The organism is Enterobacter cloacae complex sp. P38RS, assembly GCF_014930775.1.
Classification (GTDB): domain Bacteria; phylum Pseudomonadota; class Gammaproteobacteria; order Enterobacterales; family Enterobacteriaceae; genus Enterobacter; species Enterobacter bugandensis.
The window spans coordinates 277,329-295,020 of the sequence record NZ_JADBRS010000002.1 but is presented as its reverse complement, the minus strand read 5'-3'; the positions used below and the strand labels follow the sequence as shown (position 1 = coordinate 295,020).

The following is a 17,692-nucleotide window of genomic DNA, read 5'->3' as shown; positions in this document are numbered from 1 at the left end:
AAAAATGTGACAGAACGCAGGTTTTACGCGGAAGCGGTCTCGCAAATTTGCGACGCGGCGGCGCTTTTTATTCGGTCTGACCCGCACGATCGTTTACCATAGTGACGTCATTTTTTAACAGGATGGTATTACTGGTGTCTGACTCTGCCGCACGCCCGACTTTTTTATTCCACGACTACGAAACCTTTGGCACGCATCCGGCGCTGGACCGACCGGCGCAGTTTGCCGCCATCCGCACCGATGACGAATTCAACATCATTGGCGAGCCTGAGGTCTTTTACTGTAAACCGGCTGATGACTACCTGCCGCAGCCCGGCGCGGTAATGGTCACCGGGATCACGCCGCAGGAAGCACGAGAAAAAGGCGTTAACGAAGCAGAGTTCGCCCGCCGTATCCACGATCTGTTTACCGTGCCTAATACCTGCGTGGTCGGTTACAACAACATCCGCTTCGATGATGAAGTGACGCGCAATATCTTCTATCGCAACTTCTACGATCCGTACGCCTGGAGCTGGCAGAACCGCAATTCACGCTGGGATCTGCTCGACATCATGCGCGCCTGTTATGCCCTGCGCCCTGAAGGCATTAACTGGCCGGAAAATGAGGAAGGGCTAACCAGCTTCCGGCTGGAACACCTGACGCGCGCCAACGGCATCGAGCACAGCAATGCCCACGATGCGATGGCAGACGTTTATGCCACCATTGCCATGGCGAAGCTGGTGAAAACCGCACAGCCCCGGCTGTTTGAATATCTGCTGAGCCACCGAAGCAAGCAGAAGCTCATGACCCTTATCGACGTACCGCAGATGAAGCCCCTGGTGCATATCTCCGGCATGTTTGGCGCCTGGCGCGGCAATACCAGCTGGGTTGCGCCGCTGGCGTGGCACCCGGATAACCGTAATGCGGTTATCATGGTGGACCTGGCGGGCGATATTTCGCCGCTGCTGGAGCTTGACAGCGATACCCTGCGCGAACGGCTTTACACCCCGAAAAATGAACTCGGCGATCTGCCTGCGGTGCCGGTTAAGCTGGTGCACATCAATAAATGTCCGGTGCTGGCGCAGGCGAACACGCTGCGTCCGGAAGATGCCGACAGGCTGGGCATTAACCGTCAGCACTGCCTGGATAACCTGAAAGTGCTTCGCGATAACCCGCAGGTGCGCGAGAAAGTGGTCGCCATCTTCGCCGAGGCGGAGCCGTTCGTGCCGTCCGAAAACGTGGATGCCCAGCTCTACAACGGCTTCTTCAGCGATGCCGACCGCGCAGCCATGAATATTGTTCTGCAAACCGAGCCGCGTAACTTACCTGCGCTGGACATCACCTTCGCCGATAAGCGCATCGAAAAGCTGATGTTTAACTACCGGGCGCGCAATTATCCCGGCACGCTGGATGAAGCAGAACAGGCGCGCTGGCTGCAGCACCGTCGAAACGTGTTTACGCCAGAGTATCTGCAGCATTACGCGCAGGAGCTTGAGTCGTTATACAACCAGTATGAAGGCAATGCAGAAAAACAGATCCTGTTAAAAGCCCTGTTCCAGTACGCGCAAGAGATAGTCTGAAGTGAGATATAAAAAAACCGGAGACAAGGTCTCCGGTTTTTTTTTGATACGTTAAGACTTAAGCAACGTCTTCGTACTGAGGAACCGGGTTACGGAAGCTCTTCGTAACGCAGGCCAGGTACACCAGACCGATACCTGCCCAAATCAGGCCAAGCACCATCGAGCTCTCTTCCAGGTTAACCCACAGCGCGCCCACGGTCAGGGCACCGCACATCGGCAGGAACAGATACTGGAAGTGATCTTTCAGCGTCTTGTTACGCTTTTCACGGATCCAGAACTGAGAGATAACCGACAGGTTAACAAAGGTGAACGCCACCAGCGCACCGAAGTTAATCAGCGCCGTTGCCATCACCAGGTCAAAGTTAATCGCCAGAAGCGCGATCGCACCGACCAGGATAATGTTCATCGCCGGGGTACGCCAGGTTGGATGCACGTAGCCGAAGAAGCTTTTCGGGAATACGCCATCACGACCCATTACGTACATCAGACGCGCAACGCCTGCATGCGCGGCCATACCGGACGCCAGTACGGTGATGGTGGAGAAGATCAGCGCGCCGACCTGGAACGCTTTACCCGCCACATAGAGCATGATTTCCGGCTGAGACGCATCCGGATCCTTGAAGCGCGAGATATCCGGGAAGTACAGCTGCAGGAAATAGGTCGAGAAAATAAAGATCAGACCGCCAATCAGCGCCGTCAGGAAGATGGCACGCGGGATCACGCGCTCTGCATCCTTCGTTTCCTCAGACAGGTTGCTAATCCCGTCGAAACCGGTAAAGGAGAAGCACAGAATCGTCGCCCCGGTAATCATCGGGATCACATGCGCATCACCAGACCAGAACGGTTTGCTGCTCGCCAGGGTGCCCGCGCCTTCGCCGTGGAATACGCCATAGATCACCATGCCAAGAATCACGGCAATCAGGACAACCTGAAGCACAACGATAACGGAGTTAAAGTTGGCAACAGACTTGATGCTTCGCAGGTTAAAGGCCGTCATAAAGGCTACCAGCGCCACGACGAAGATCCACGAGGGAATCGATGGCACCAGCGCTTCAAAATAGATTTTTGCCAGCAGAATGTTGATCATCGGCGCGAACAGGTAGTCGAGCAGCGAAGACCAGCCCACCATAAAGCCAACCGTCGGGCTGATGGATTTCTGGGCATAGGTGTAGGCGGAACCTGCAGACGGATAGCGACGCACCAGTTTACCGTAGCTCAGCGCGGTAAAGAGGATCGCAATCAGCGCAAAGCCGTAAGCCGTCGGCACATGACCGTCAGTGAGGCCCGATACGATACCGAATGTATCGAACAGCGTCATCGGTTGCATATAGGCAAGGCCCATCATAACAACCGGAATCAACGTAAGCGTTTTACGTAATTCCACGCGAGAGGTGTTTGGAGTTGCGTTATGCGACATAGTTATTCTCCTTTACGGTGATAACCGCCACGTAAGCGAAAAATTGCCCCATTTCTTTCTTCCTCAGCGACAACAACTGTCGGATTTTAGTAAATATCTATCCGGTACGAAGCCCGGCCTCTTGGTTTTTAGTTTCGTTTCGTACATGCAAAAAAAAATAACCGACGCCTTTTATATCGTCGATTATTCATTTGGTTGCAGCGGCGGCATTTTGCCCCACATCGGATACAAAAGGCAATACTTTGCAACGCACCGGGTCATTTTCTTTTTTCTAACTGGCTGATTTCTCGGCGCTCCCCTGAGAGTAAACTGCGGCGATAGCACTATTTGCTAAAATTTCGTCCCGCCACCAGGCGCTGGCCAGCCCGGCGGTTTGTTCATTCCAGCCGACCCACACCGATTCGTTACTGCTTTGCGCAAGCACCTGTTTTTCAACAAGCGCACCGCTATCAATAAAGCGCTGCGCCAGGTAGCGCGGTAAATAGCCGCAGCCCAGGCCGCTAATTTGCAGCTCCAGCTTGGTTTTAAAGTCAAAAACGGTAATGGCCTCCTGCTCATCCAGCAGCTGCGAGGAAACCGCACATTCGGGGCGAGAGCTGTCCCCGACTACTATTGCGCGGTACCCCTTAATAACGCGGCGGTTAAGAGGATCAGGCTCCTGAGCCAGCGGATGATGGGGCGCCACGGCAAATACCTGCTCCAGCACGCCCAGGCGGGCAAAGCCAAAGTCACTCAACTGGGGAGGCTCATGCAGGGCACCGACAAAGATGTCCGCCCTGCCCTGGGTTAAAGCCTCCCAGGAGCCGCCCAGCACCCCGTTGATGAAGATCAGCCGGGTGACGCTGTGATGCTGGTAAAACGCTTCAATGAGCGGCGTCAGTAGAGAAAACGGAAAGGTATCATCCACGCCAATCACCAGCTCATTCTCCCATCCCTGATGGAGCTTGACGGCCTGCTTTTCCAGCTCGCGAACGGTATGAAGAACGTCACGGCCTTTTTCCAGCAGCATCTGCCCGGTGCGGGTAAACCGCGCGCGGTGCCCGGAGCGATCGAGGATCTGTATGTTAAGATCGCTTTCCAGTTTTTGAACGGTGTAGCTCAGGGCCGAAGGGGTTTTGTAAAGCTTTGCCGAGGCAGCCGCAAAGCTCCCCTCTTTTTCCAGTGCATCCAGAATAATAAGAACATCCAGCAGCGGTTTCATGCTCGCCCCCTTTCGGTGTGCGACGGTCTCCGCTGCGGGGCTTATTCCATGGGCATCACCAGCGGATCGGGATACTGATACTCAAACCCCAGCTCATGGCAAATGCGATTGCCATCAACAATTTTGCCTTTACTTTCGTTCTTTGCCTCACCAAAAACCGGCGGAGCCAACCCAAGCTGGCGTGCCATGAGCGGGTAAAACGTGCTGCGCGCCGGATGAGACGGTGCACATATATTATAGATGTGTCCGCCTTTTGGAGCCTGTAAGAGTAGCTCAATCGCGCCAATAACATCTTCAAGATGCACAAGATTCACGCCATGCTGACCGTCTGGTGCCGTCTTACCGGCAAAGAAGCGCCCCGGATGACGCCCCGGGCCAACCAGCCCCGCCAGACGAACGATATCGACCTGCGTGCCGGGAAGGTTATGCAGCCAGTCTTCCAGCTCTTTCAGGACCTGACCGCTCGCGGTTACGGGACGGCGCTCGGAACTCTCTTTCACCACGCCCTCAGCATCGCCATAAACCGACGTCGAGCTGGTAAAAATAATGCGCGGGACGTGATGCGCCAGCGCGCTGTCGACAATCTCCTGCATCGCCTGCAGGTAGAATGATTCGCCCGGGCCACTGCGCCGTGCGGGTAGCGTAATCACCAGCGCATCTACGTTCATCAGCGTGTCCAGATCGTCCGCATCACACACCAGCTCCGGCTCCAGACGCAGTTCAACGCCATCAATACCGCACATGCGTGCCGCTTCGACCCCATCCCGGGTGGTCTTGCTCCCGGTCACCTGCCAGCCTTTCGCGGCTAATGACATCGCCAGCGGCATTCCCAGCCATCCTAAACCGACAATCGCGACCTTTTTCATGCGAATTCTCCTGACTCTCACTCGTCTTTCATAAGGCTACGCCAGCCCGGCAGAACACACAATTCATAGCATCAATATGAAATGAATTAATGATCAAAAAAAGCCCTTGCAATATGTCGTACAACTGGTTTAGGTTAAAAGACATCAAATGAATAAGCATTCATCGAGAATTTATATGACACGCGTTCAATTTAAACACCACCATCATCACCATCATCCTGACTAGTCTTTCAGGCGATGTGTGCTGGAAGACGTTTGGATCTTCCAGTGGTGCATGAACGCATGAAAAAGCCCCCGGAAGATCTTCTTCCGGGGGCTTTTTTTTGGACCAAATTCAGACAGGTTAAAACAGGTTAACGAGGAATAAAGAATGTTAGATAACTCACGTTTACGCATAGCTATTCAAAAATCAGGCCGTTTAAGTGACGATTCACGCGAACTGTTGGCCCGCTGCGGGATCAAAATCAACCTGCACACCCAGCGCCTGATTGCTCTGGCTGAAAACATGCCGATCGACATTCTGCGCGTGCGTGATGACGATATTCCCGGCCTTGTGATGGACGGCGTCGTTGACCTCGGTATCATCGGTGAAAACGTGCTGGAAGAAGAGCTGCTGACCCGCCGCGCGCAGGGTGAAGACCCGCGTTACTTCACCCTGCGTCGTCTGGACTTCGGCGGCTGCCGCCTGTCGCTGGCCACGCCGGTTGATGAAGCGTGGGACGGCCCGGCCGCGCTGAACGGCAAACGTATCGCCACCTCTTACCCTCACCTGTTGAAGCGTTATCTCGACCAGAAAGGCGTGCAGTTTAAATCCTGCCTGCTGAACGGCTCCGTTGAAGTTGCACCGCGTGCGGGTCTGGCGGACGCCATCTGTGACCTCGTCTCGACCGGCGCGACGCTGGAAGCGAACGGTCTGCGCGAAGTGGAAGTGATTTACCGCTCTAAAGCGTGCCTGATTCAGCGCGACGGCGAGATGGCCGACGCCAAACAGCAGCTGATCGACAAGCTGCTGACCCGTATTCAGGGCGTGATTCAGGCGCGTGAGTCCAAATACATCATGATGCACGCCCCAACCGAGCGTCTGGATGAAGTGATTGCCCTGCTGCCGGGCGCTGAGCGCCCAACCATCCTGCCGCTGGCGGGCGATCAGCAGCGCGTGGCGATGCACATGGTGAGCAGCGAAACCCTGTTCTGGGAAACCATGGAAAAACTGAAGGCGCTGGGCGCAAGCTCCATCCTGGTGCTGCCAATTGAGAAGATGATGGAGTAATGGCCATGAGCTTTAACACAATCATCGACTGGAATAATTGTAGCGACGAGCAACAGCGCGAGCTGCTGATGCGCCCGGCGATTTCCGCCTCTGAAAGCATCTCCCGCACCGTGGCGGAGATCCTGGATAACGTCAAAGCCCGTGGCGATGACGCCCTGCGTGAATACAGTGCAAAGTTTGATAAGACGGAAGTCGGCGCATTAAAGGTTACTGAGCAGGAAATCATTGATGCCAGTAATCGTCTCGGTGACGATATCAAGCAGGCGATGGCCGTCGCGGTGAAAAATATTGATACCTTCCACACCGCGCAGAAGCTGCAGACCGTGGATGTCGAAACCCTGCCCGGCGTGCGTTGCCAGCAGGTGACGCGCCCGGTTGCGTCAGTGGGACTTTATATCCCTGGTGGTTCAGCGCCGCTGTTTTCGACCGTATTAATGCTCGCCACGCCGGCGCGTATCGCCGGATGCCAGAAAGTAGTGCTGTGCTCTCCGCCACCGATCGCCGATGAGATCCTCTACGCGGCAAAACTCTGCGGCGTGCAGGCGGTGTATAAAGTGGGCGGCGCGCAGGCGATTTCCGCCCTGGCGTTCGGGACGGAGTCCATTCCTAAAGTCGACAAAATCTTTGGCCCGGGAAATGCGTATGTGACCGAAGCCAAGCGCCAGGTCAGCCAGCGTCTCGACGGTGCGGCCATCGATATGCCTGCCGGTCCGTCTGAAGTGTTGGTCATTGCCGACAGCGGCGCAACGCCGGACTTCGTGGCCTCCGACCTGCTTTCACAGGCAGAACACGGCCCGGACTCGCAGGTCATCCTGCTGACGCCGGATGCCGATATGGCGAAACGCGTGGGCGAAGCCGTTGAACGCCAGCTTGCCGACCTGCCCCGCGCCGACACGGCACGTCAGGCGTTAGCGGCCAGCCGCCTGATTGTGGCGCGCGATCTCGAGCAGTGCATCGCCATCTCCAACCAGTACGGCCCGGAGCACCTGATTATTCAGACCCGCAAAGCGCGCGATCTGGTCGACAGCATCACCAGCGCGGGCTCGGTGTTCCTCGGCGACTGGTCACCGGAGTCCGCAGGGGATTACGCCTCCGGCACCAACCACGTGCTGCCAACGTATGGCTACACCTCTACCTGTTCCAGCCTCGGCCTGGCGGATTTCCAGAAACGCATGACCGTGCAGGAGCTGTCCCGCGAGGGGTTTGCTTCACTGGCTTCTACTATTGAAACCCTGGCCGCCGCCGAGCGTCTGACCGCCCACAAAAACGCCGTGACGCTGCGCGTTGCCGCCCTGAAGGAGCAAGCATGAACATTGAAGAATTAGCCCGCGAAAATGTCCGCCGCCTGACGCCTTACCAGTCTGCGCGTCGTCTGGGTGGAAACGGGGACGTCTGGCTGAACGCCAACGAATTCCCGACTGCGGTGCAATTTGAGCTGTCGCAGCAAACGCTGAACCGCTATCCGGAGTGTCAGCCAAAAGCGGTGATTGAAAACTACGCCCAGTACGCGGGTGTGAAGCCGGAGCAGGTACTGGTAAGCCGCGGCGCGGATGAGGGCATTGAGCTACTGATCCGCGCGTTCTGCGAGCCGGGCAAAGACGCGGTGATGTACTGCCAGCCCACGTACGGCATGTACAGCGTCAGCGCCGAAACCTTCGGCGTGGCGTGCCGCAACGTCCAGGCGCTGGAGAACTGGCAGCTCGATTTACAGGGCATTGCCGACAATCTCGACGGCGTGAAGGTCGTCTTCGTCTGCAGCCCAAATAACCCCACCGGGCAGATTATTAACCCGCAGGATATCCGCACCCTGCTAGAGATGACCCGTGGTAAAGCGCTGGTGGTGGCCGACGAGGCCTACATCGAGTTCTGCCCGCAGGCGACGCTGACGGGCTGGCTGGAAGAGTATCCGCATCTCGTTGTGCTGCGCACGTTGTCAAAAGCCTTCGCCCTCGCGGGCCTGCGCTGCGGGTTTACGCTGGCGAATAAAGAGGTTATCGACCTGCTGCTGAAAGTGATCGCCCCGTACCCGCTCTCAACGCCGGTTGCCGATATTGCGGCACAGGCGCTGACGCCTCAGGGTATCAACGCGATGCGCGAACGCGTGGCGCAGATCCTGGAGGAACGTCAGTACCTTGTCACCGCGCTGAAAGACATCCCTTGCGTCGAGCAGGTGTTCGACTCGGAAACCAACTACATCCTGGCGCGCTTCACCGCCTCCAGTGCCGTATTTAAATCTTTATGGGATCAGGGCATTATCTTACGAGACCAGAATAAACAACCTTCCCTGAGTGGCTGTTTACGTATCACCGTAGGCACCCGCGCAGAGAGCCAGCGCGTCATTGACGCCCTGAAAGCGGAGAAAGTATGACCCAGAAGATCCTTTTCATCGATCGTGACGGCACCCTTATTTCGGAGCCACCAGCCGATTTCCAGGTCGATCGTTTCGACAAGCTGGCTTTTGAACCGGACGTGATCCCGGTGCTGCTTAAGCTTCAGAAAGCGGGCTATAAGCTGGTAATGATTACCAACCAGGACGGTCTGGGTACGGACAGTTTCCCGCAGGCGGACTTTGACGGCCCGCATAACCTGATGATGCAGGTGCTGACCTCTCAGGGCGTGGTATTTGATGAAGTGCTGATTTGCCCGCACATGCCAGCCGACGAGTGCGACTGCCGTAAGCCAAAGGTGAAGCTGGTTGAGCGCTATCTGGCCGAAGATATGCTGGATAAAACCAACAGCTACGTCATCGGCGATCGCATCACCGATATTACGCTGGCGGAAAACATGGGCATCGCGGGGCTGCGCTACGATCGTAACGACCTTAACTGGGCAAAGATTGGCGAGCAACTGACAAAACGCGACCGCTATTCCCACGTTGAGCGTAACACCAAAGAGACGCAGATTGATGTAAAGGTATGGCTGGACCGTGAAGGCGGCAGCAAGATCCACACCGGCGTCGGTTTCTTTGACCACATGCTGGACCAGATTGCCACCCACGGCGGTTTCCGCATGGAGATCGCGGTAAAAGGCGACCTTTATATTGACGATCACCACACCGTGGAAGATACCGGCCTGGCGCTGGGTGAAGCCCTGAAGCTGGCGCTCGGCGACAAGCGCGGCATCAACCGTTTCGGCTTCGTCCTGCCGATGGACGAGTGCCTGGCGCGCTGCGCCATGGACATCTCGGGTCGTCCGCACCTGGAATACAAAGCTGATTTCACCTACCAGCGCGTCGGCGATCTCAGCACCGAAATGGTGGAGCACTTCTTCCGTTCCCTGTCCTATACCATGGGACTGACGCTGCACCTGAAAACCAAAGGCAAAAACGATCACCACCGCGTGGAGAGCCTGTTTAAAGCCTTTGGCCGTACGCTTCGCCAGGCGATCCGCGTGGAAGGCGATGCCCTGCCCTCGTCGAAAGGAGTGTTGTAATGAACGTGGTGATTCTGGATACCGGATGCGCCAACCTCAACTCCGTGAAATCGGCCATCGCGCGCCACGGCTATGAGCCGGTGGTGAGCCGCGATCCGGACATTGTATTGCGCGCGGACAAGCTTTTCCTGCCGGGCGTTGGCACCGCGCAGGCGGCGATGGATCAGATTCGCGAACGCGATCTGGTCGATTTGATCAAAGCCTGTACCCAGCCGGTGCTGGGGATTTGCCTGGGCATGCAGCTTCTTGGCCGCCGCAGCGAAGAGAGCAACGGCGTTGACCTGCTGGGCATTATCGACGAAGACGTACCGAAAATGACCGACCACGGCCTGCCTCTGCCGCATATGGGCTGGAACCGCGTTTACGCCAAAGCGGGTGACCGGCTGTTTCGCGGCATCGAAGACGGCGCGTACTTTTACTTCGTGCACAGTTACGCCATGCCGGTGAACGTCAATACCATCGCCCAGTGCAATTATGGCGAGGCGTTTACCGCGGCGGTGCAGAAAGACAATTTCTTCGGCGTGCAGTTTCACCCGGAACGCTCTGGCGCCGCGGGCGCGCAGCTGCTGAAAAACTTCCTGGAGATGTGATGATTATTCCCGCGTTAGATTTAATTGACGGCACGGTTGTCCGTCTTCATCAGGGCGATTACGGTCAACAGCGCGACTACGGAAAGGACCCGCTGCCGCGCCTGCAGGATTATGCCGCCCAGGGTGCACAGGTGCTGCATCTGGTGGATTTAACGGGCGCGAAAGATCCGGCGAAGCGCCAGATCCCGCTGCTGAAAAAACTGGTTGCTGGTGTTGACGTGCCCGTGCAGGTCGGCGGCGGCGTGCGCACCGAAGACGACGTGGCGGCTCTGCTGGATGCGGGCGTGGCGCGCGTGGTGGTCGGTTCAACCGCCGTGAAAGAGCCTGAGACGGTGAAGGGCTGGTTCCGCCGCTTTGGCGCCGACGCCCTGGTACTGGCGCTGGACGTGCGCATTGACGAACAGGGTAATAAACAGGTGGCGGTCAGCGGCTGGCAGGAAAATTCCGGCGTAACGCTGGAAGCGCTGGTCGAGACGTATCTCCCTGTGGGCCTGAAGCACGTGCTGTGCACGGACATCTCGCGCGACGGCACGCTGGCGGGTTCCAACGTTTCTTTATATGAAGAAGTTTGCGCCCGTTATCCGCAGGTGGCATTCCAGTCATCTGGCGGCATCGGTGACTTAGCCGATATCGCCGCGCTGCGCGGAACGGGGGTACAGGGCGTGATTGTGGGCCGGGCCCTGCTGGAAGGTAAATTTACGGTGACGGAGGCGATTCAATGCTGGCAAAACGGATAATTCCTTGTCTTGACGTGCGCGATGGTCAGGTTGTGAAAGGCGTGCAGTTCCGCAACCACGAGATCATTGGCGATATCGTCCCGCTGGCAAAACGCTATGCTGATGAAGGCGCTGACGAACTGGTCTTCTATGATATCACCGCCTCCAGCGATGGCCGCGTGGTCGATAAAAGCTGGGTCGCGCGCGTGGCGGAAGTGATTGATATTCCGTTCTGCGTGGCGGGCGGGATTAAGTCTGCTGATGACGCCGCCAAAATTCTCTCTTTTGGCGCCGACAAGATTTCCATCAACTCCCCTGCTCTGGCCGAGCCGGAACTGATTACCCGCCTGGCCGATCGCTTTGGCGTGCAGTGCATAGTGGTAGGGATTGATACCTGGTTCGACGCCGCGACCGGCAAATATCACGTTAACCAATATACCGGCGATGAAAGCCGGACGCGCGTGACGCAGTGGGAAACGCTCGACTGGGTGCAGGAAGTGCAGAAGCGCGGCGCAGGTGAGATTGTGCTGAACATGATGAACCAGGACGGCGTGCGTAACGGTTACGATCTCGAGCAGCTGAAGAAAGTTCGCGCGGTGTGCCACGTTCCGCTGATTGCCTCCGGCGGCGCGGGCACCATGGAACACTTCCTGGAAGCCTTCCGCGATGCGAACGTGGACGGCGCGCTGGCCGCGTCCGTGTTCCACAAACAGATTATCAATATTGGCGAGTTAAAAACGTACCTGGCCGACCAGGGCGTGGAGATCAGGGTATGTTAACAGAGCAACAACAGGCGCAGCTGGACTGGGAAAAAACTGACGGATTACTGCCGGTGGTTGTACAGCATGCCGTCTCAGGCGAAGTGCTGATGCTGGGATACATGAACCAGGACGCGCTGGCAAAAACAATCGACAGCGGCAAAGTGACGTTTTTCTCGCGCACGAAGCAGCGCCTGTGGACCAAAGGGGAAACCTCGGGGCACTTCCTGAACGTGGTCAGCATGACGCCTGACTGCGATAACGACACCCTGCTGGTGCTGGCAAACCCAATCGGCCCAACCTGCCATAAAGGCACCAGCAGCTGTTTCGGCGAGGCGAGTCACCAGTGGCTGTTCCTTTATCAGCTTGAGCAACTCCTGGCGGAGCGTAAATCTGCGGATCCTGAGAGCTCCTATACCGCGAAGCTGTATGCCAGCGGGACTAAGCGTATTGCGCAGAAGGTGGGTGAAGAAGGCGTTGAGACGGCGCTGGCCGCGACCGTACACGACCGGGAAGAGTTGACGAATGAAGCGTCGGATTTGATGTATCACCTGCTGGTGCTGCTGCAGGATCAGGAACTGGATTTGACGGCGGTGATAGAGAATCTTCGTAAACGGCATAAATAAAAAAACCGGGGAATTTCCCCGGTTTTTTTAAATCTGCAAATCAGGCTTTTGGCTTATAGTTGCGTAATGCGTTACGCCCTAATACCACACCGGAACCAATCATTCCGCCCAGCAGCACGGCAAGAATCAGCACAATGGCTTTTTTCGGGCTATCGCGACGAACGGGCAGATCCGGCTTCATGACGTAACGGTAGACGTGTATTGTGTCCGGCTTAACGTTCAGGTTTTGGATGTCCAGCAGGTTTTGCCTGGTCTGATAGTATGCAGCAGAAAAGACCAGGGGACGAGAGGCTTCGTTTTCAATCATCGATTTCAGCCCTACGCTTCCCAGGAGGAACATTGTTTCCTGGGTCACATCCTGAGTTTGTTGAATCTGTGGCGAGGAGATTTTCGCCGCCTCAGCGTTTTTCAGCGCTTCGGTAATTTGTTTAATACGCAGGTCTTTCTGCTCCTGAGCGACCTTTTCCTGGTTTACCAGAGAATCGTTCAGGGTTTTAATCTGCTCTTTGATGCTGTTTTGCAGGTCAACCGTGAGCTCTTTGGAAGTTTGCTCATCAACCTGCTGGATATATTGCGCAAGCTGCTTCTGCGCCGCTTCTGCGGAAGTACTGGTATAGGAAACACTCAACGGGAGCGATTCCCCTTTAACAGCAGGCTCGATTGTCAGTTTTTCAGGTTCGTCCTGATTTTCCAGTGCCTGTGCCAATGCAGAGAAGGAAGAATTGAAACGACCAATAGCGCGTGTTTGAACATCAAGCATTGAGGGTGCAGCGCTACCGTAGAGGATATTCAACGCATTAGAATATGTTGCAATTTGAGCGACATCAGGTTGCGCAATAATTGCGCTTGAGGTCCACTTTTCTTTCGCGAAAGTAAGATAACCGACAGCAAGTGCAATAAAAACAACAACAAACGTTGCTATCATCCACTTCCCACGCCACAGCTGCAGCACTAAATCAAGTAAATCAATTTGCTCAGGGTCATTGCTTCGGATGACCTGGCTATTGTTGTTGTGCGTCATACATTCCCTAACAGATGAAAAAGGGCAAACATAATTGTGTTTTCATAGTTTATCTATTGCTGGGGATTTTTCTATAAGAATCCGATGAGTTATATCGGAAAGATGCGTTATGTAACTCGCCCCCTTCGCGCTATCATAGTCACCATGTGATGCGTTATCGCATCTGTAAGCGTTGGGTATTTGAGGAAAGATATGAAATTTCTGGTAACGGGTGCAGCGGGTTTTATCGGTTCGAATGTCAGCAAACGCCTCATTGAGGGCGGTCATGAGGTTGTCGGTATTGATAACCTGAACGACTATTACGATGTTAATTTAAAGCTGGCACGTCTGGAACGGCTACAATCTGAGCTATTCACCTTCCACAAGATGGAATTAGCTGACCGGGAAGGTATGGCTGCGCTTTTCGCTGACGAGAAGTTCGATCGCGTTATTCACCTGGCCGCACAGGCAGGCGTACGCTACTCCCTGGAAAACCCGCATGCGTACGCCGATGCCAACCTTATTGGCCATCTCAACGTGCTGGAAGGCTGCCGCCATAACCACGTTCAGCATTTGCTGTATGCCTCATCCAGCTCCGTATATGGCCTCAACCGTAAGATGCCCTTCTCCACTGACGATTCCGTCGATCACCCGGTTTCACTCTATGCCGCGACCAAAAAAGCCAATGAGCTGATGTCGCACACCTATTCGCACTTGTACAACCTGCCGACCACCGGACTGCGCTTCTTTACCGTATACGGTCCGTGGGGACGCCCGGACATGGCGCTGTTTAAGTTTACTAAGGCGATGATTGAAGGCAAAAGCATCGATGTCTATAACTACGGCAAGATGAAGCGCGACTTCACCTACATCGATGATATCGCTGAAGCAATTATCCGCCTGCAGGATGTTATTCCCCATCCTGACGCAAACTGGACCGTCGAGACCGGCTCACCGGCAACCAGTTCAGCACCTTACCGGGTTTACAACATCGGTAACAGTTCGCCCGTAGAGCTGATGGACTACATCACCGCGCTGGAAGAGGCGCTGGGTAAGAAAGCCGAGAAAAATATGTTGCCACTCCAGCCGGGCGACGTCCTGGAAACCAGCGCCGACACGAAAGCGCTCTATGACGTGATCGGTTTCAAACCGCAAACCTCGGTTAAAGACGGCGTGAAGAACTTCGTTGACTGGTACCGCGAGTTTTACAAGGTCTGAAGATAAAAAACCCGGCAAATCAGCCGGGTTTTTTATTTTAACGTAATAGAATTAGTCGCTACCGAACAGATCGCGGGTATAGACTTTGTCAGCGACGTCAGCCAGCTCTTCGGCCATACGGTTCGAGATGATGACATCCGCTTCCTTCTTAAAAGCATCCAGATCGCGGATCACGCGGGAATTGAAGAACTGCTCTTCCGGCATGGCCGGTTCATAAATAATAACCTCAACGCCTTTCGCCTTGATGCGCTTCATGATCCCCTGAATGGAAGAGGCGCGGAAGTTATCAGAACCGCTCTTCATGATCAGACGATACACGCCGACCACTTTCGGCTGACGCGCAAGAATAGAATCGGAGATGAAATCTTTACGCGTACGGTTAGCGTCAACAATCGCCGATATCAGGTTATTCGGCACAGCCTGGTAGTTTGCCAGCAGCTGCTTGGTATCTTTTGGCAGGCAATAGCCACCGTAGCCAAATGACGGGTTGTTGTAGTGGTTACCAATACGCGGGTCGAGGCAAACCCCTTCAATAATCTGGCGGGTATTCAATCCAAGACTTTCTGCGTAGCTGTCGAGCTCATTGAAGTACGCGACTCGCATTGCCAGATAGGTATTTGCGAAAAGCTTAATTGCCTCCGCTTCGGTGGAGTCTGTGAACAGCACCGGAATATCTTTCTTCACCGCACCTTCCTGAAGCAGCGCAGCGAAACGTTCAGCGCGCTCAGAGCGTTCGCCAATAACGATACGGGAAGGATGCAGGTTATCGTAAAGCGCTCTCCCCTCACGCAGGAACTCAGGCGAGAAGAAAATATTATCGATACCAAACTTTTCTTTGATGGATTTGGTAAAGCCGACAGGAATGGTTGATTTAATAACCATCACCGCATCAGGATTGACCGCAATAACATCTTTGATAACCGCTTCTACGGTTGAGGTGTTGAAGTAGTTGGTTTTTGGATCGTAGTCAGTAGGCGTCGCAATGATGACGTAATCCGCATCGCGGTATGCATCTTCTTTATCTGTCGTGGCGCGGAAATTCAGCGGTTTGTTGCTGAGATAGTCCTGGATTTCTTTGTCGACAATCGGCGATTTCTTCTGATTGAGCATATCCACTTTGGCCTGCACGATATCCAGCGCAACCACTTCATGGTTCTGAGCAATCAGAATGCCGTTAGAAAGACCGACATACCCTGTTCCGGAAATTGTTATTTTCATTCGCTAATGACTTCTTTTAGTTAACTGTACTGATGGCCGGCAGACCATCGCGATAAACATAACTGTTGGGCTTTGTACCTCCTGGCAAACAGCACTGTCAAGGCAAACCAGGAGTAATCACAACGAGGGGGATGAGATTCAGACTACTTCGAATAATGCGCGGCATTTTTTGCATAAAAAAACCCGGAGACAGGCTCCGGGTTTGATGATAGCGAGTAAGTTAACTTATTCCATCCATTCGGTGTGGAACACGCCTTCTTTATCCGTGCGCTTGTAAGTATGCGCGCCGAAATAGTCACGCTGTGCCTGAATCAGGTTGGCAGGCAGAACGGCAGCGCGGTAGCTATCGTAATACGCCACCGCAGCGGAGAAGGTTGGAACCGGGATACCGTTCTGTACAGCGTAGGCAACCACGTCACGCAGCGCCTGCTGGTACTCGTCTGCAATCTTCTTAAAGTACGGTGCCAGCAGAAGGTTAGCGATACCTGCGTTTTCAGCATAGGCATCGGTGATTTTCTGCAGGAACTGCGCACGAATGATGCAACCCGCGCGGAAGATCTTCGCGATCTCGCCGTAGTTCAGGTCCCAGTTATTCTCGTCTGACGCCGCACGCAGCTGAGAGAAGCCCTGCGCGTAGGAGACGATTTTACCCAGGTACAGGGCGCGACGAACTTTCTCGACGAACTCAGCTTTGTCACCGGCTGGTTTAGCCTGTGGGCCTGACAGCACTTTAGAAGCCGCAACGCGCTGCTCTTTCAGAGAAGAGATATAACGCGCAAAGACGGATTCGGTGATCAGAGACAGCGGCTCGCCCAGATCCAGAGAGCTCTGGCTGGTCCATTTACCGGTACCTTTGTTCGCTGCTTCATCCAGAATCACATCAACCAGGTATTTACCCTCTTCATCTTTTTTCGTGAAGATATCTTTGGTGATGTCGATCAGGTAGCTGTTCAGCTCGCCTTTGTTCCACTCGGTAAAGGTTTCAGCCAGCTCTTCATTAGAGAGATTCAGGCCGCCTTTCAGCAGGGAGTATGCTTCTGCGATCAGCTGCATATCGCCGTATTCGATGCCGTTGTGCACCATTTTGACATAGTGACCCGCACCGTCCGGACCGATATAAGTCACACACGGCTCGCCATCTTCCGCAACAGCAGCGATTTTAGTCAGAATAGGCGCAACCAGTTCGTACGCTTCTTTCTGGCCACCAGGCATAATAGATGGACCTTTCAGCGCGCCCTCTTCACCACCGGAAACACCGGTACCGATGAAGTTGAAGCCTTCAGCGGACAATTCACGGTTACGACGAATGGTGTCCTGGAAGAAGGTGTTACCGCCATCAATGATGATGTCGCCTTTTTCGAGGTAAGGTTTCAGGGAGTCGATAGCTGCATCGGTACCTGCGCCCGCTTTCACCATTAGCAGGATTCGACGAGGCGTTTCCAGAGACTCAACAAATTCTTTTACCGTATAGAAAGGAACGAGTTTCTTGCCTGGGTTTTCGGCAATCACTTCTTCAGTCTTATCACGGGAGCGGTTGAAAACGGAGACGGTATAACCACGGCTTTCGATGTTGAGCGCCAGGTTGCGCCCCATCACTGCCATACCGACAACGCCGATCTGTTGCTTGGACATTACATACTCCTGTCAGGTGTGGTCACTGTCGGGTAACCCCGACAGATATAATTTGCAAGAATCTTAACTCATAAATCAGGGACAGAGGTAGGCATTTGTGGCCTTGATCACGCAAGACGACACAAAACGGGAGATATTAAATCCCTATAAAGCATGTAGGTATATTTTATTTATAAATGAACTAAGTCA

At 54.6% G+C, this 17,692-nt stretch carries 18 protein-coding genes and 1 other annotated feature; of the genes, 11 read left to right on the top strand and 7 right to left on the bottom strand.

Annotation, left to right across the window (positions count from 1 at the left end; all coding sequences use genetic code 11):
• The first annotated feature begins 122 nt into the window (after positions 1-122).
• Positions 123-1,559, top strand: coding sequence for an exodeoxyribonuclease I (sbcB, locus tag IM303_RS04860; protein ID WP_153656654.1), 1,437 nt, complete (start codon positions 123-125; stop codon positions 1,557-1,559).
• Between the two features lie 58 nt (positions 1,560-1,617).
• On the opposite strand, the gene plaP is transcribed toward sbcB, so the two are convergent.
• The 4 genes from plaP to IM303_RS04840 all read right to left on the bottom strand — a co-directional run bounded on the left by plaP (position 1,618) and on the right by IM303_RS04840 (position 5,043).
• The gene (gene plaP / locus IM303_RS04855; RefSeq protein WP_028013759.1) at positions 1,618-2,976 is read right to left on the bottom strand and encodes a putrescine/proton symporter PlaP; all 1,359 of its coding nucleotides are present in this window, start codon (positions 2,974-2,976) and stop codon (positions 1,618-1,620) included.
• Positions 2,966-3,028 carry a membrane protein YoeI gene (gene yoeI / locus IM303_RS04850; RefSeq protein WP_099458931.1) on the bottom strand — a complete coding sequence of 21 codons (63 nt, stop codon included), beginning with the start codon at positions 3,026-3,028 and terminating at the stop codon, positions 2,966-2,968. The genes plaP and yoeI overlap by 11 nt, the downstream gene beginning before the upstream one ends.
• Positions 3,029-3,247: 219 nt before the next feature.
• Complete coding sequence (locus IM303_RS04845) at positions 3,248-4,177, bottom strand: LysR substrate-binding domain-containing protein (RefSeq protein ID WP_049137393.1); 930 nt, start codon at positions 4,175-4,177, stop codon at positions 3,248-3,250.
• A 41-nt stretch (positions 4,178-4,218) separates the two neighbouring features.
• Positions 4,219-5,043, bottom strand: coding sequence for an SDR family oxidoreductase (locus tag IM303_RS04840; protein WP_028013761.1), 825 nt, complete (start codon positions 5,041-5,043; stop codon positions 4,219-4,221).
• 175 nt (positions 5,044-5,218) lie between these two features.
• Here IM303_RS04840 and hisL point away from each other — a divergent pair, with 175 nt between their 5' ends.
• The 9 genes from hisL to hisIE all read left to right on the top strand — a co-directional run bounded on the left by hisL (position 5,219) and on the right by hisIE (position 12,435).
• Complete coding sequence (hisL, locus tag IM303_RS04835) at positions 5,219-5,269, top strand: his operon leader peptide (protein ID WP_001364200.1); 51 nt, start codon at positions 5,219-5,221, stop codon at positions 5,267-5,269.
• Positions 5,245-5,368, top strand: a sequence feature (His leader region). (Overlaps the previous gene by 25 nt.)
• Positions 5,369-5,413: 45 nt before the next feature.
• Complete coding sequence (gene hisG, locus IM303_RS04830; RefSeq protein ID WP_000886595.1) at positions 5,414-6,313, top strand: ATP phosphoribosyltransferase; 900 nt, start codon at positions 5,414-5,416, stop codon at positions 6,311-6,313.
• 5 nt (positions 6,314-6,318) lie between these two features.
• On the top strand, positions 6,319-7,623 hold the full coding sequence (hisD, locus tag IM303_RS04825) for a histidinol dehydrogenase (RefSeq protein ID WP_193359638.1): 1,305 nt from the start codon (positions 6,319-6,321) through the stop codon (positions 7,621-7,623).
• Positions 7,620-8,681, top strand: coding sequence for a histidinol-phosphate transaminase (gene hisC, locus IM303_RS04820; protein ID WP_028013763.1), 1,062 nt, complete (start codon positions 7,620-7,622; stop codon positions 8,679-8,681). The genes hisD and hisC overlap by 4 nt, the downstream gene beginning before the upstream one ends.
• Positions 8,678-9,745 (top strand): bifunctional histidinol-phosphatase/imidazoleglycerol-phosphate dehydratase HisB, encoded by a 1,068-nt coding sequence (gene hisB, locus IM303_RS04815; protein WP_028013764.1) that lies wholly within the window; start codon positions 8,678-8,680, stop codon positions 9,743-9,745. The genes hisC and hisB overlap by 4 nt, the downstream gene beginning before the upstream one ends.
• Positions 9,745-10,335 carry an imidazole glycerol phosphate synthase subunit HisH gene (gene hisH, locus IM303_RS04810; RefSeq protein ID WP_192987625.1) on the top strand — a complete coding sequence of 197 codons (591 nt, stop codon included), beginning with the start codon at positions 9,745-9,747 and terminating at the stop codon, positions 10,333-10,335. The genes hisB and hisH overlap by 1 nt, the downstream gene beginning before the upstream one ends.
• Positions 10,335-11,072, top strand: coding sequence for a 1-(5-phosphoribosyl)-5-[(5-phosphoribosylamino)methylideneamino]imidazole-4-carboxamide isomerase (gene hisA, locus IM303_RS04805; RefSeq protein ID WP_041909171.1), 738 nt, complete (start codon positions 10,335-10,337; stop codon positions 11,070-11,072). Before hisH ends, hisA begins: the two co-directional genes overlap by 1 nt.
• Positions 11,054-11,830: an imidazole glycerol phosphate synthase subunit HisF gene (gene hisF, locus IM303_RS04800; protein ID WP_045260395.1), complete on the top strand. Its 777-nt coding sequence runs from the start codon at positions 11,054-11,056 to the stop codon at positions 11,828-11,830. Before hisA ends, hisF begins: the two co-directional genes overlap by 19 nt.
• A complete protein-coding gene (hisIE, locus tag IM303_RS04795; RefSeq protein WP_045403080.1) occupies positions 11,824-12,435 on the top strand; it encodes a bifunctional phosphoribosyl-AMP cyclohydrolase/phosphoribosyl-ATP diphosphatase HisIE in 612 nt (203 codons plus the stop codon). Before hisF ends, hisIE begins: the two co-directional genes overlap by 7 nt.
• 40 nt (positions 12,436-12,475) lie before the next feature.
• Here hisIE and wzzB read toward each other — a convergent pair whose 3' ends face one another.
• Positions 12,476-13,456: an LPS O-antigen chain length determinant protein WzzB gene (wzzB, locus tag IM303_RS04790; protein ID WP_045629815.1), complete on the bottom strand. Its 981-nt coding sequence runs from the start codon at positions 13,454-13,456 to the stop codon at positions 12,476-12,478.
• 192 nt (positions 13,457-13,648) lie between these two features.
• Between wzzB and IM303_RS04785 the strand changes: the two genes are divergently transcribed.
• The gene (locus IM303_RS04785) at positions 13,649-14,653 is read left to right on the top strand and encodes an NAD-dependent epimerase (RefSeq protein WP_193359637.1); all 1,005 of its coding nucleotides are present in this window, start codon (positions 13,649-13,651) and stop codon (positions 14,651-14,653) included.
• A gap of 51 nt (positions 14,654-14,704) precedes the next feature.
• On the opposite strand, the gene ugd is transcribed toward IM303_RS04785, so the two are convergent.
• On the bottom strand, positions 14,705-15,871 hold the full coding sequence (gene ugd, locus IM303_RS04780) for a UDP-glucose 6-dehydrogenase (RefSeq protein WP_193359636.1): 1,167 nt from the start codon (positions 15,869-15,871) through the stop codon (positions 14,705-14,707).
• Between the two features lie 225 nt (positions 15,872-16,096).
• Positions 16,097-17,503, bottom strand: coding sequence for an NADP-dependent phosphogluconate dehydrogenase (gene gndA / locus IM303_RS04775; RefSeq protein WP_028013772.1), 1,407 nt, complete (start codon positions 17,501-17,503; stop codon positions 16,097-16,099).
• Between the last annotated feature and the right edge of the window lie 189 nt (positions 17,504-17,692).